The organism is Vibrio sp. T13N (assembly GCF_032970445.1).
In the GTDB taxonomy this organism is placed as follows: Bacteria; Pseudomonadota; Gammaproteobacteria; order Enterobacterales; family Vibrionaceae; genus Vibrio; species Vibrio diabolicus.
The window spans coordinates 277,956-291,456 of sequence record NZ_JAWJYE010000005.1; the positions used below are offsets into that span (position 1 = coordinate 277,956).

Genomic DNA, 13,501 nt, shown 5'->3' on the forward strand with positions numbered 1-13,501 from the left:
CTACCTTTGCATCCCATTTGTTTACTAAATTCGAGATACACGCATGACACGCTATGTAGGTCGATTCGCCCCATCTCCTTCTGGTCCTTTACATTTTGGTTCACTGATTGCCGCTCTTGGCAGCTATTTTCAAGCGAAAGCACACAACGGAACCTGGTTAGTACGTATTGAGGACTTGGACCCACCAAGAGAAATGCCAGGTGCGGCGCAACTTATCCTAGATGCGCTCAAAGCCTACCAGCTGCATTGGGATGGAGAGGTGGTATACCAGAGTGAACGTCATGACCTTTACCAAGCCCAAATAAACACATGGCTCGAAAATGGTGAGGCCTATTATTGCCAATGTACTCGAAAGCAAATTAAAGAGCATGGCGGGTTTTATCCTGGCACTTGCCGCGATAAAAACTTGAAAGACGGCGCGATTCGCCTAAAAATGACCAAGCCTGTCGCTCATTTCTTCGATCAGAAGCGTGGAACAATTAAGATTCCAGAGCAACTCGTTAATGAAGATTTCATTATTAAACGTCGAGATGGATTATTTGCTTATAATCTTGCGGTAGTATTGGACGACATCGACCAAGGCGTCACAGAAGTCGTGCGTGGTGCAGACTTAATCGAGCCAACAGGGCGTCAAATCAGTCTGTACCAGATACTTAGGCAGCCTGAAGTCAGCTACTTGCATTTACCATTGGCGATGGACAACAACGGCAATAAACTGTCGAAACAAAATCACGCGACGGCTATTGATATAGAGACACCAAAGCCTACTCTATTACGCGCCATGACATTTTTGGGCTTCGAGATACCTGAAGCCATAAAAGCGGCCAACATAGAAGAGATTCTTCGTTGGGGCTGCGAAAACTGGCGTTTGGAACAGCTTCCAACAGAGATCGAGATCACACCGTGATTCTCAAATGGCATTGTGTAGGCTATCATTAGCCGCAAATTAGGCCCTAGAGGCGCAAAAACTAACCAAAGCAAGATTGGACTAAACCCAGTTATTGCCAGATGCACATGAATACAAACGACTATACACCAAGCGAACCTGCCACTATTCCAGAGCTCGCTCTCAATGTAATAACTCGTGAAGAGCACAACATTTCGCGTAAGCAGATCAGTGATAATGCACTGAAGGTACTGTACCGCCTAAATGGTGCTGGTTTCGATGCTTTTCTTGTGGGTGGCGGGGTTCGAGACTTACTGCTTGGACAGAAACCAAAAGATTTTGACATTGCGACCAACGCAACGCCGGAACAGATCAAACAGCTATTTCGTAACTGCCGTTTGATTGGTCGCCGCTTCCGCTTGGCTCATATTATGTTTGGCCGAGATATCATTGAAGTAGCGACATTCCGCGGTCACCACCAAGAGCAAAAGAATAAGAGCATCTCTCAGCAATCGAAAGAAGGAATGCTGCTGCGTGACAATGTCTACGGCACCATCGATGAAGATGCTGAGCGCCGTGATTTCACGATTAACTCGATGTACTACAACATCGCGGATTACTCGATTCACGACTACGCACGTGGTATTGAGGATTTAGAAGATCGCCTCATTCGGCTGATTGGCGATCCAGAAACACGCTACCGTGAAGATCCAGTACGTATGTTGCGTGCAGTTCGCTTCGCAGTAAAACTGGACTTTGATATTGAAGAAGACACCGCGGCACCAATCGAACACATGGCACCGTTACTCGGTGACATTCCGTCAGCGCGTCTTTTTGAAGAGTCACTCAAATTATTGCAATCCGGTCATGGCTTAGAAACCTACCACCTACTGCGTGAGTACAACCTATTCCAGCAACTCTTCCCGACGATTGCAGCGCACTTTACAGAAGATTACTCCTCTCACACTGAGCAGATGTTGGATCTTGTCCTAGATTCTACCGACATGCGCATCGAAGATGGGAAACGCATCAATCCAGCATTTATGTTTGCTGCAATGCTGTGGTACCCACTGTGTGCGAAAGCCGATGAACTGATGGAAGAGCGCAACTTAGGCCATTACGACGCCATTATGGAAGCGAGTAACATCATTCTTGATGAACAAGTTCGTACAATTGCCATTCCAAGACGCCACACCGCAACCATTCGCGAGATTTGGCAGTTACAGCTTCGTCTTCCACGACGCAACGGTAAACGTGCATTCCGTCTTATGGAGCTCAATAAATTTAGAGCTGGCTTTGATTTTCTTGAAATGCGCGGTGAAATTGAAGGTGGTGACACTCAGAAGCTTGCCAAGTGGTGGGAAACTTTTCAAAATGCAGGCCGAGAAATGCGTCAAGCAATGGCTGCCGACCTAGACGGTCAATCACCGAAGAGTGGTCAGCGCCGCCGTAAAACCTATCGCAAGAAAAAGAGTAAGCCTAAGTCATGATCACAGCGTACATTGCGGTAGGCAGTAACTTGGCTGATCCTGTCAGCCAAGCGAAGCAAGCGATTGAAGCGTTAAAAACGCTGCCTAAATCAGAATTTGTTCAGGCTTCTTCGCTATACAGCAGCACGCCAATGGGACCACAAAACCAACCGGATTACATTAATGCGGTTGTGTCGATTAACACCAGTTTGACGCCTCTTGAATTGCTCGATTGCACACAAGCCATTGAGCAAGAACAAGGGCGTGTCCGTAAAGACGAACGTTGGGGACCAAGAACCTTGGACCTCGACATTGTTCTTTATGGCAATGAGGTGATTAATTCCGAGAGGCTGATCGTTCCTCATTATGGAATGAAAGAGCGTGAATTCGTACTCTACCCTCTTGCGGAAATTGCACCAAATTTACAACTCCCCGATGGGACCGAGGTCTCTAAACTACTGGAACAAGTAGATAGAAACGGCCTCAGTATCTGGCAGTCATAGCCAACTCCTAGTAAGGATAAAACCATGAAAAAAATGACCATCAACGACCTAATCAAGTGGAAGCAAGAAGGTCGTAAATTTGCTACTTCAACCGCTTATGATGCGAGCTTTGCCCAACTGTTTGAAAGCCAAGAAATGCCAGTACTTCTTGTTGGTGATTCTCTAGGTATGGTTTTGCAAGGTCACAACGATACTCTGCCAGTAACGGTCGATGATATCGCTTACCATACTCGTTGCGTACGCGCAGGTAGCCCAAATTGTTTGTTGATGGCTGACATGCCATTCATGAGCTACACCACGCCAGAGCAAGCTTGCGAAAATGCGGCTACACTGATGCGTGCGGGTGCCAATATGGTGAAAATTGAAGGTGGTGACTGGCTAGTCGACACTGTAAAAATGCTCACTGAACGCTCGGTTCCAGTATGTGCTCACCTTGGTTTAACTCCTCAAGCCGTGAATATTTTTGGTGGTTACAAAGTTCAAGGTCGCGATCAAGAAAAAGCGGACCGCATGGTGAAAGATGCGTTAGCACTGCAAGAAGCAGGCGCTCAAATCGTCTTACTAGAGTGCGTGCCTGCTGAGCTTGCTGAGCGTATTACGCAAGTGCTCGACGTGCCTGTTATCGGTATTGGAGCTGGTAACGTGACAGATGGTCAAATTCTCGTGATGCATGATATGTTCGGTATCTCTGCCAACTACATGCCGAAATTCTCCAAAAACTTTCTTGCTGAAACAGGTGATATGCGCAAAGCCGTTGCTAAATACATTGAAGATGTAGCCAACGGTGTATTCCCAGACGACGCTCATACCATTGCCTAGAGGATAAATGCATGCAAACTTTTGCGGAAATCTCAGCAGTTCGTGAACACCTTAAAACCTTTAAACGTGAAGGTCGTAAAATTGCGTTTGTCCCAACCATGGGCAACCTTCACGAAGGTCACTTAACTTTAGTGCGTAAAGCACGCGAATACGCTGATATCGTTGTCGTAAGCATCTTTGTTAATCCGATGCAGTTTGATCGTGCAGACGATTTAAATAATTACCCGCGTACGCTAGAGGAAGACTTAAGCAAGTTAACCTCTGAAGGGGTCGATGTGGTATTTACGCCGACACCAGAAGTTATCTATCCTGAAGGGCTTGATAAACAAACGTTTGTTGATGTTCCGGGTCTATCGACTATTTTAGAAGGGGCTTCACGCCCTGGTCATTTCCGTGGCGTCACAACCATCGTAAACAAGCTATTTAACATCGTTCAGCCAGATGTGGCCTGTTTTGGTGAGAAAGATTTTCAACAACTTGCTGTTATCCGCAAGATGGTTGTCGATCTTGCGATGGACATTGAAATCATTGGTGTGCCGACCGTACGTGAAATGGACGGTTTAGCAATGAGCTCACGCAATGGCTTGCTTACGCTGGACGAACGTCAACGTGCGCCAGTGCTTGCTCGTACAATGCGTTGGATCAGCAGTGCCATTCGCGGTGGCCGTGATGACTACGCATCGATCATCGAAGATGCGAGCGACCAACTTCGAGCTGCAGGTTTGCACCCTGATGAGATCTTCATTCGTGATGCTCGTACTTTACAAGTGATCACGCCAGAAACGACACAAGCCGTCATTCTGATGTCTGCGTTCTTAGGCAAAGCGCGTCTTATCGATAACCAAACGGTAGATATGGTTGTCGAAGCGAAGGAAGAAGCAGAGTCTAGTAATATAAACTCAGAGAGCGCAGAGTAAGCTCTGAGCCATCAAGACGTAAAAAGGTCGACTCTTAGTCGACCTTTTTTATTTTCTACGTATAGACGCAATCTAATCCTTCAGGACGTGTTTTAAACCGCTTGTGCAGCCACATCCACGCTGGAATATCACGTTTTATCATTTTCTCGAGTTCTTGATTCAAGATACTTGCCGCTTTAATCGCATTACGCCTCTCGAAACGCTCACTGATATCTTTTCCAATATACAACGTGTAATGGTGATTCTTGCTCACTGTGACGCCAGATATGACCGCACACTTTGTTGCGTCTATAAGCACACTAGAGCCCACGATACTCGCGGCTTGTTCAACAGCAAAGAACGGCGCAAAAACAGAATGGCTGACGCCATAATCATGGTCGGGCAAATACCACAGTCGATGACCATTTTTCAGTACTTTGAGCATTGATTTCACGTCTTTTCGATCAATCATTTGATGCCCAAAACGAGTTCGACCTCGATGTTGAATAAACTCATAAGCAGGATTCGAATTTGGGCGATAAACGCCATAACCTTTGGCAAACTGGCTAAAAATACGAGCGGTTATCTCCAAGTTTAAATGGTGACTGCACACCACCAACACACCACGCCCATTCTTTTCCTCAGCGAGTAAACGATCTTTCCCAACAATAGAGGTTATCCGACGTATCCGCCAATCTGGCCAAAACCAGGCGATCCCCGTTTCGATGATCGCCATTCCCGTATATTGAAAGTTTTTTCGTACTACGTCCTTACATTGCCAATCCGTAAAATCAGGGAAACACAGCTGGAGATTACGCAGAGCGATCTTGTGTCGACGCTTCATTACATGCATCGCAACACAGCCGATGCTTCTACCTAAGATTCGCAATACTATGTATGGCAGTACATTAACAAGAATCGCTAAAGATCCAAATGCCAGCCATACAGACCAATATTTGGGCTTAAGTAACTGATAGGAGAAAGGCGGCGGCGGGACAATATTCATAGGATTACTCATTTATTACAAATGATTGAAACCTATCATGATAAAAACTGAAAAATTGTATGGGTATGTATTGTTATGCATGCCAAAGAGCAGCATGATTCGCTGCTCTTTGTTGTGTGGGAGAGTCTTAGCTTCTTAGCCCAATACCTTTCGTTACTAAGTAATGAGCAACGGCATACAGCGCTATCACAAACACCGCAAGCACACTGAATGAGGTGACAATACCCACATCCGATACGCCTAAAAAACCATAACGGAACGCATTCACCATGTAGACGATTGGGTTAATCTTAGAGACACCTTGCCAAAATTCAGGCAGTAAGCTGATGGAATAAAAAACACCACCCAAGTAGGTTAACGGGGTCAACACAAATGTAGGAATGATCGAAATATCATCAAACGTTTTTGCATAGACCGCATTGATCAACCCGCCTAGAGCAAATACAACGGATGTCATGAAGACGGTCGCAACAATAATGCCCCAGTGTTCAACCTGCAGATCCACAAACAATAGAGACACACAGGTAACAATAGCGCCTACTAACAAACCTCGAGTCACACCGCCCATTACGTATCCAGCAATGATCACGTAATTTGGCACTGGTGCCACCAGCAGCTCTTCAATGTTCTTCTGTAGTTTTGCACTAAAGAACGAAGACGCCACATTCGAGTATGAATTGGTGATCACCGACATCATGATCAAACCTGGAACTATGTACTCCATGTAGCTAAAGCCGCTCATCTCACCGATTCGAGAGCCAATAAGATTACCGAAAATGATGAAATACAGTGTCATTGTGATTGCAGGCGGAACTAAAGTTTGCACCCAAATACGCGTAAAACGGGTGATCTCTTTGCTCAGCAAGCTACGAAATGCCGTCCAATATAAACCGTACATTTACTTACTCCCTTCTCTTACAATGCTGACAAACAACTCTTCCAGTCGGTTGGCTTTGTTACGCATTGAAAGAACTTTAATACCATGCTCTGTTAACTGACTGAACACTGAATTCAATCCTTGGCTTTTATCTAGCTCTATCTCTAAAGAGCCATCAACAATACTTTGTCGATTGACGCCTTCAAGCTCAGGCACCTCGCCTTCAGATTCAATGTCTAGGATAAATGTCTCGACGCTTAACTTACCTAGCAACGCCTTCATGGTGGTGTTTTCGATCAACTCACCTCGGTTAATAATGCCGATATTTCGACACAGCATCTCCGCTTCTTCTAGATAGTGCGTCGTCAAAATAATCGTAATCCCTTGCTCTTGGTTGATCTCTTTCAGAAATTCCCACATTGAGCGGCGTAGTTCAATGTCCACCCCAGCCGTTGGCTCATCCAAAATGAGCAACTGCGGCTCGTGCATCAAAGCTCGGGCGATCATCAAACGGCGCTTCATCCCGCCAGATAAATTACGGGCACGCTCTTTACGTTTTTCCCATAAATCGAGTTTTTTCAGGTACTTTTCAGCTCGTTCTTTGGCTAATACTTTAGACACACCGTAATAGCCCGCTTGCTGCATCACGATTTGTTCAACAGTTTCAAACTGATTGAAGTTGAACTCTTGTGGCACCAAGCCTAAATTCTGTTTGGCCAACTCAAGGTCGGTATCAATGTCATAACCGAAAACTTTCGTCGTCCCAGAAGTTTTGTTCACTAAGGAAGAGATGATGCCGATCGTGGTCGATTTTCCTGCACCATTGGGACCTAGAAGCGCGTAGAAGTCACCCTTTTTCACTTGGAGACTAATACCTTTTAACGCCTCAAAGCCACCTGCATACGTCTTGCGCAACTGTTCAATTTCTAATGCGTACATAAGGTCGTGATTGCCGTTTGTTTGTGATTACTAATACCGACTCGATGTTTATCAGCGGTTTACTACGAAATCGCCTTGGGTATTGTACTGGAGGTCCATCAGTTTATCGTTGAATAACGATGATTACAATTAAACCTTTCGATAATATTGGAAATATAGTCCCTATCAACGTAAAGGTTATCTACAAGTAAGGAAAAGTTAGGGAATAAAAAACGCAACAGMGCGCTGTTGCGTTTTTAACGATCAGAGTGATTACGCCGTTATACGCTGATACAGGTCCGCCTCGACATGAGCTACCGCCGCATTTAATGCTTCATAACGGAATTGGTACATATTGTCATTCGGGACAAGATCAATAACGTGGAACTTTTCTAGCTGTTCTCGCGTGCGCTCATTTGGACACAACAAATACACGGCACAATTAGCATCGAGCGCATCTTTAATCGCGTTTTCTAACGCTAAACCGACAGTAACATCAATCATAGGTACATCGGTAAGATCGAGAATCATCACATCATAATCCGAAATACTGGAGTGCTGGCGTGAAATTGCCTTAGAAACACTGAAGATCATTGGACCCGAAAGATAAAAGAACAGTACTTTGCCATTGGCGCGATCAAGCAAGCCACGCTCGCTGTCAGTTAGCGGCACATCGTCTTCATCCGCGTCACTGATCGCTTTCACTTGCCTCGCCTGTTCTCGGCTCAGACGCTCAATGATAATAATGTTGGAAATAAAGACGCCCAAGCCCACGGCAACGATAAGATCAACAAACACTGTGAGCAACATAACGCCATACATTACCGCCATTCCGGAAAAGCTAACCTTGTGTGCTCGTTGAATAAAACTCCAATCCAAAATGTTAAAGCCGACATATACTGCAATGCCAGCCAACACAGCCATTGGGATCGGCTCCGTTAATCCACCAGCAACCAATACGACCAATGCAAGCATAAGTGCACGAATCACACCGGACAATGGCGAACGAGCCCCAACTTGAATGTTAGTCACCGTGCCCATCGTTGCGCCCGCGCCAGGTAGTGCACCGAACAAGCCTGAGATCATGTTGGCAAGACCTTGGCCTCGCAGTTCTTTGTCTGAGTCGTGCTCTTTACGAGTCAAGGAGTCACCGATAACCGCCGTCAACAAAGTATCGATACAACCTAAGGTGCCGAGCACCAACGCATCAATAACCATCTCAACAAACATATCTGGATCAATATGAGGCGCAACGAGAGAAGGCAATCCTGCCGGGATTTCACCGATACGACGAATATCTTCCGTATCGAAGAGCATCACAGACAACAAAGTCACCGCAACCAACGCCACGAGTTGCGCTGGTACATATTTTCGATACTGCTTAGGGAAGAAAAAGAGAATACCCAAAGTTAGTAGACCTAAAAACAGTTCACTGAACTTAAGGTTAGAAATGGTCTCCGGCAAAGCAGATAATGTTCCGAGCACTCCTCCAGAAGGAGCAGCATGCCCCATCAAAGGTGATAGCTGCAAAATGATAAGAATCACGCCAATCCCTGACATAAAGCCCGAAATCACGCTATAAGGCATCAAGGTAACGTATTTACCCAGTTTTAACGTCCCTAATAGGATTTGGAACGCGCCAGCCATCATAACAACCGTGAAGGTCATGGCCATGCCCGTTTCTGGATACTTCGCCATCATACTGGTTAACACAGCGGTCATGATTACCGTCATTGGCCCTGTTGGTTCTGATATTAACGTATTAGAACCACCAAACAACGAAGCAAACAAACCGACCATTATTGCGCCCCAGAGGCCTGCTTCTGCCCCTGCACCGGATGCAACACCGAACGCTAACGCCAAAGGAAGAGAGATAATCGCCGTGGTTACCCCGCCAAATACATCCCCTTTGAAATTAATATCTTCAAAACGACTACCGAACACTGCTGATTTCCCTGCATTCAATTTTAAAAAGTAAAATGTCATTACTTTAACGAGCCAGGCGAAAATTTAAACCATAAATAGATTAAGGCTAAATTCACACCACAAATAATTAGGCCTAATTTTACGTTTTTATTGATGAAAACTAGTCAGATGAGTCCTGTCTGACGAATATTTAACGGGATCGAAATTGTAACATTGTGTATAGTTACAACACTGATCGCTTGCATGTTCATATAAGCGGCAGCGCTTTTGTCTTTTAAGGGAAGTAGTTTGCAAGATGCCGGAAATTAAACAGTTATTTGAAAACAATTCAAAATGGTCTCAAGAGATCAAATCTGATCGACCTGAATACTTCGCAAAACTCGCAGAGGGTCAAAAGCCCGATTTTCTTTGGATTGGCTGTTCTGATAGCCGTGTCCCTGCCGAGCGACTAACCGGACTATACTCGGGTGAACTATTCGTTCATCGGAATGTTGCAAACCAAGTCATCCATACTGATCTCAACTGTCTGTCCGTCGTTCAATACGCCGTAGACGTTCTTAAGGTTAAGCACATCATTGTCTGTGGACACTATGGCTGTGGTGGCGTAAACGCTGCCATTGATAACCCTAAGCTAGGTCTTATTAATAATTGGCTGTTACATATCAGAGATATCTATTTCAAACACCGCACTTACTTAGATCAAATGCCGCAGCAAGATCGAGCAGATAAACTAGGTGAGCTTAATGTCGCAGAGCAAGTGTACAACTTGGGTAACTCAACCATCCTGCAAAACGCTTGGGAGCGTGGGCAAGATGTTGAAATTCATGGCGTGGTATACGGAATTGAAGATGGTCGTTTAGAGTACTTAGGCATTCGTTCTAACTCTAAGGAAACCGTAGAAGCGTCTTATCAGAAAGCCCTTTCGACGATTCTAAATACAGACAATAAGCTGCTTTGTCGCTAAGCTACATCTAAAAGTTGAACAAAAAACGCTCATCTGAGATGGGCGTTTTTTTGTATTTTTAATGCTGCTCTCAATGATTATTCTTGAGGTACAACTTTACCGATGTATGGTAAGTGGCGGTATTTCTGCGCGTAATCAATACCCACACCAACGACAAACTCATCTGGGATTTCAAAACCAATCCAATCCACAGGAACATTCACTTCACGACGAGATGGTTTATCTAGGAGCGTACAAATCGCGATAGACTTCGGCTCACGCAGCGATAAGATCTCACGGATTTTATTTAGTGTGTTACCTGTATCAATGATGTCTTCAACAAGCAAAATGTCTTTGCCTTTGATGTCATCATCCAAATCTTTCAAGATACGAACGTCACGTGAACTTTCCATTGTGTTGCCGTAGCTTGACGCTGTCATAAAATCAACTTGGTGAGTCAGTTCGATAGCACGTGCCAAGTCTGCCATAAATACAAATGAGCCACGCAATAAGCCTACCAACACAAGATCTTCACTACCTTGATAACGCTCTGTAATTTGTTTGCCTAATTCACGAACTCGTTCCTGAACTTCTTGCTCAGAAATCATGACTTCTATTGTATGTTTCATACTGTGCTCAATCTAATTTGTGGGTTGAGGTAAGTCGCACGCAAACGATCACCTAATCTTACGGCGTGTAGTGTATCACCACGTTCATTGGGTTGAAAGTCACATCCTGTTGCCAAAAAATCTTGGAAGAAGGTCTTAGTTTTATAAAGTTCATAGCTAATTTTATCAATAATAATGACATTACTGTATATAAATTGTTCTACAGATGTTGACCTTGTTGATATGCACCATTACACTCATCACTGCTTTAAGCAACTATTAAAATAATCAATTAGGGGGTTACCCCCAATATCAACTCAAATGGCAAGGAAAATGGATATGGACTCAATTGCAAAGAGACCTAGAACTAGGCTTTCCCCGATTAAGCGTAAGCAACAGTTAATGGAAATCGCATTGGAAGTGTTTGCGCGCCGCGGCATCGGTCGTGGTGGTCACGCAGATATCGCAGAAATTGCTCAAGTTTCTGTGGCGACCGTTTTTAACTACTTCCCGACTCGTGAAGACTTAGTGGATGAAGTACTCAACCACGTCGTACGTCAGTTCTCGAACTTCCTATCGGATAACATTGACTTAGACTTACACGCACGTGAAAACATCGCCAATATTACTAATGCAATGATCGAGCTTGTCAGTCAAGACTGTCACTGGCTAAAAGTTTGGTTCGAGTGGAGTGCTTCAACACGTGACGAAGTATGGCCATTGTTTGTTTCAACTAACCGTACTAACCAGTTGCTGGTACAAAACATGTTCATTAAAGCGATTGAACGTGGCGAAGTGTGTGACCAGCACGATTCAGAACACTTGGCAAACTTGTTCCACGGTATTTGTTACTCACTGTTTGTCCAAGCGAACCGTGCAAAAAGTGAAGCGGAACTTAAGCACCTTGTTAGTTCATACTTAGACATGCTTTGCATTTACAACCGTGAACACTAAAGCTTAACTCGCAATATATGTCAGCCCACCGTTTGGTGGGCTTTTTATTGTCTGCTGTCAGCCGAGCACACGTTTATATTCCTACCTAACAAACATAAAAAAACCGCTGCAATGCAGCGGTTTCTATCATTAAGTCAGAAAAAGCTTACTTCTTCTTAACTGCTTTTTTGTTTGGCAGGTCAGTGATTGAACCTTCAAATACTTCAGCAGCTAGACCTACAGACTCGTGTAGAGTTGGGTGAGCGTGGATAGTCAGAGCGATATCTTCTGCATCACAGCCCATCTCAATTGCAAGGCCGATTTCGCCTAGTAGTTCACCACCGTTAGTACCAACGATAGCACCACCGATTACGCGATGAGTTTCTTTGTCGAAGATTAGCTTAGTCATACCGTCTGCACAGTCAGATGCGATTGCACGACCTGATGCTGCCCAAGGGAATGTTGCCACTTCGTACTTGATGCCTTCTTCTTTCGCTTCTTTCTCAGTCTTACCAACCCAAGCCACTTCTGGCTCAGTGTACGCAATTGAAGGGATAACTTTAGGGTCGAAGTAGTGCTTCTTACCAGAGATAACTTCAGCAGCTACGTGACCTTCATGCACACCTTTGTGAGCAAGCATTGGTTGACCAACGATATCACCGATCGCGAAGATGTGAGGAACGTTAGTACGCATTTGCTTATCAACGTTGATGAAGCCACGCTCGTCAATTTCTAGACCCGCTTTTTCACCGTCGATTAGCTTACCATTTGGTACACGACCGATAGCTACTAGAACCGCATCGTAACGCTCAGCTTCAGCTGGCGCTTTCTTGCCTTCCATTGAAACGTAGATACCGTCTTCTTTTGCTTCAACTGCTGTTACTTTCGTTTCTAGCATTAGCTTGAACTTGTCTTTGATACGCTTAGTAAATACTTTCACGATATCTTTGTCTGCTGCAGGAATTACCTGGTCAAACATTTCAACAACTTCAACTTTAGAACCTAGAGAGTGGTAAACCGTACCCATTTCTAGACCGATGATACCACCACCCATGATAAGCAGTTTTTCTGGCACTTCTTTTAGTTCAAGAGCGTCAGTAGAGTCCCAAATACGTGGGTCTTCATGCGGGATAAATGGCAGTTTGATTGGACGAGAACCAGCCGCAACGATTGCGTTGTCAAAGTTAACAACTGTTGGCTCACCTTCGCCTTCTACAAGGATAGAGTTAGGGCCAGTGAACTTACCGTAACCGTTAACTACTGTTACGTTACGCATCTTAGCCATGCCGCTTAGGCCGCCAGTTAGTTGGTTAACAACTTTTTCTTTCCAGATGCGGATTTTGCTGATGTCTGTTTGAGGCTCACCGAACACAACGCCGTGGTCAGCCATCGCTTTCGCTTCTTCAATTACTTTAGAAACGTGAAGCAGTGCTTTAGATGGGATACAACCCACGTTCAGACATACACCGCCAAGCGTGCTGTAACGTTCAACTAGTACAGTTTCAAGACCTAAGTCCGCACAACGGAATGCAGCGGAGTAACCAGCAGGACCAGAACCAAGTACAACAACTTGGGCTTTAATTTCTTTGCTCATTTTGACCTCTTGTAGTCATTATCCCTAACAGGCTGAGTGGGTATCGATTTTTTATGTTTAAGAGAGATTTGTTTTAAACAGTTATTTTCAGACCGCTAACAGTTTACAGAGATGTTAATGGTG

At 44.7% G+C, this 13,501-nt stretch carries 13 protein-coding genes; 7 read left to right on the top strand and 6 right to left on the bottom strand.

From position 1 onward, the window contains the following. The first annotated feature begins 43 nt into the window (after nucleotides 1-43). The 5 genes from gluQRS to panC all read left to right on the top strand — a co-directional run bounded on the left by gluQRS (nucleotide 44) and on the right by panC (nucleotide 4,594). Nucleotides 44-907: a tRNA glutamyl-Q(34) synthetase GluQRS gene (gene gluQRS, locus R2S67_RS10680; protein ID WP_053809212.1), complete on the top strand. Its 864-nt coding sequence runs from the start codon at nucleotides 44-46 to the stop codon at nucleotides 905-907. Between the two features lie 101 nt (nucleotides 908-1,008). Further along, nucleotides 1,009-2,376 (top strand): polynucleotide adenylyltransferase PcnB, encoded by a 1,368-nt coding sequence (gene pcnB, locus R2S67_RS10685; protein ID WP_046875073.1) that lies wholly within the window; start codon nucleotides 1,009-1,011, stop codon nucleotides 2,374-2,376. Further along, entirely contained in the window at nucleotides 2,373-2,858 is a 486-nt protein-coding gene (folK, locus tag R2S67_RS10690) for a 2-amino-4-hydroxy-6-hydroxymethyldihydropteridine diphosphokinase (RefSeq protein ID WP_317343792.1), read from the top strand. Before pcnB ends, folK begins: the two co-directional genes overlap by 4 nt. Before the next feature lie 24 nt (nucleotides 2,859-2,882). Next, nucleotides 2,883-3,677 carry a 3-methyl-2-oxobutanoate hydroxymethyltransferase gene (gene panB, locus R2S67_RS10695; RefSeq protein ID WP_005396718.1) on the top strand — a complete coding sequence of 265 codons (795 nt, stop codon included), beginning with the start codon at nucleotides 2,883-2,885 and terminating at the stop codon, nucleotides 3,675-3,677. A gap of 11 nt (nucleotides 3,678-3,688) precedes the next feature. After that, a complete protein-coding gene (gene panC, locus R2S67_RS10700) occupies nucleotides 3,689-4,594 on the top strand; it encodes a pantoate--beta-alanine ligase (RefSeq protein ID WP_317343795.1) in 906 nt (301 codons plus the stop codon). 55 nt (nucleotides 4,595-4,649) lie between these two features. Here panC and R2S67_RS10705 read toward each other — a convergent pair whose 3' ends face one another. The 4 genes from R2S67_RS10705 to R2S67_RS10720 all read right to left on the bottom strand — a co-directional run bounded on the left by R2S67_RS10705 (nucleotide 4,650) and on the right by R2S67_RS10720 (nucleotide 9,318). Then, entirely contained in the window at nucleotides 4,650-5,579 is a 930-nt protein-coding gene (locus tag R2S67_RS10705) for a Kdo(2)-lipid IV(A) acyltransferase (protein ID WP_139060508.1), read from the bottom strand. Nucleotides 5,580-5,706: 127 nt separating this feature from the next. Continuing rightward, a complete protein-coding gene (locus R2S67_RS10710) occupies nucleotides 5,707-6,477 on the bottom strand; it encodes an ABC transporter permease (protein ID WP_005396714.1) in 771 nt (256 codons plus the stop codon). Beyond that, nucleotides 6,478-7,395, bottom strand: coding sequence for an ABC transporter ATP-binding protein (locus R2S67_RS10715; RefSeq protein ID WP_005396713.1), 918 nt, complete (start codon nucleotides 7,393-7,395; stop codon nucleotides 6,478-6,480). A 252-nt stretch (nucleotides 7,396-7,647) separates the two neighbouring features. Next, nucleotides 7,648-9,318: a SulP family inorganic anion transporter gene (locus R2S67_RS10720; RefSeq protein WP_317343801.1), complete on the bottom strand. Its 1,671-nt coding sequence runs from the start codon at nucleotides 9,316-9,318 to the stop codon at nucleotides 7,648-7,650. Nucleotides 9,319-9,595: 277 nt separating this feature from the next. On the opposite strand from R2S67_RS10720, the gene can reads away from it, so the two are divergent. Further along, nucleotides 9,596-10,264 (top strand): carbonate dehydratase, encoded by a 669-nt coding sequence (can, locus tag R2S67_RS10725; RefSeq protein WP_005379996.1) that lies wholly within the window; start codon nucleotides 9,596-9,598, stop codon nucleotides 10,262-10,264. A gap of 77 nt (nucleotides 10,265-10,341) precedes the next feature. On the opposite strand, the gene hpt is transcribed toward can, so the two are convergent. Then, nucleotides 10,342-10,872 carry a hypoxanthine phosphoribosyltransferase gene (gene hpt / locus R2S67_RS10730; RefSeq protein ID WP_005379995.1) on the bottom strand — a complete coding sequence of 177 codons (531 nt, stop codon included), beginning with the start codon at nucleotides 10,870-10,872 and terminating at the stop codon, nucleotides 10,342-10,344. Between the two features lie 318 nt (nucleotides 10,873-11,190). Here hpt and opaR point away from each other — a divergent pair, with 318 nt between their 5' ends. Then, entirely contained in the window at nucleotides 11,191-11,805 is a 615-nt protein-coding gene (gene opaR / locus R2S67_RS10735) for a transcriptional regulator OpaR (protein ID WP_031780576.1), read from the top strand. Between the two features lie 145 nt (nucleotides 11,806-11,950). Here the strand turns inward: opaR and lpdA are convergent, their stop codons facing one another. Next, complete coding sequence (gene lpdA / locus R2S67_RS10740) at nucleotides 11,951-13,378, bottom strand: dihydrolipoyl dehydrogenase (protein WP_005379993.1); 1,428 nt, start codon at nucleotides 13,376-13,378, stop codon at nucleotides 11,951-11,953. Nucleotides 13,379-13,501: the final 123 nt, after the last annotated feature.

Excerpts from the sequence above, each read along its gene's own strand:
- gluQRS (WP_053809212.1), top strand. The coding sequence starts at position 44 with ATGACACGCTATGTAGGTCGATTCGCCCCATCTCCTTCTGGTCCTTTA.
- pcnB (WP_046875073.1), top strand. The coding sequence starts at position 1,009 with ATGCACATGAATACAAACGACTATACACCAAGCGAACCTGCCACTATT.
- folK (WP_317343792.1), top strand. The coding sequence starts at position 2,373 with ATGATCACAGCGTACATTGCGGTAGGCAGTAACTTGGCTGATCCTGTC.
- panB (WP_005396718.1), top strand. The coding sequence starts at position 2,883 with ATGAAAAAAATGACCATCAACGACCTAATCAAGTGGAAGCAAGAAGGT.
- panC (WP_317343795.1), top strand. The coding sequence starts at position 3,689 with ATGCAAACTTTTGCGGAAATCTCAGCAGTTCGTGAACACCTTAAAACC.
- R2S67_RS10705 (WP_139060508.1), bottom strand. The coding sequence starts at position 5,579 with ATGAATATTGTCCCGCCGCCGCCTTTCTCCTATCAGTTACTTAAGCCC.
- R2S67_RS10710 (WP_005396714.1), bottom strand. The coding sequence starts at position 6,477 with ATGTACGGTTTATATTGGACGGCATTTCGTAGCTTGCTGAGCAAAGAG.
- R2S67_RS10715 (WP_005396713.1), bottom strand. The coding sequence starts at position 7,395 with ATGTACGCATTAGAAATTGAACAGTTGCGCAAGACGTATGCAGGTGGC.
- can (WP_005379996.1), top strand. The coding sequence starts at position 9,596 with ATGCCGGAAATTAAACAGTTATTTGAAAACAATTCAAAATGGTCTCAA.
- hpt (WP_005379995.1), bottom strand. The coding sequence starts at position 10,872 with ATGAAACATACAATAGAAGTCATGATTTCTGAGCAAGAAGTTCAGGAA.
- opaR (WP_031780576.1), top strand. The coding sequence starts at position 11,191 with ATGGACTCAATTGCAAAGAGACCTAGAACTAGGCTTTCCCCGATTAAG.
- lpdA (WP_005379993.1), bottom strand. The coding sequence starts at position 13,378 with ATGAGCAAAGAAATTAAAGCCCAAGTTGTTGTACTTGGTTCTGGTCCT.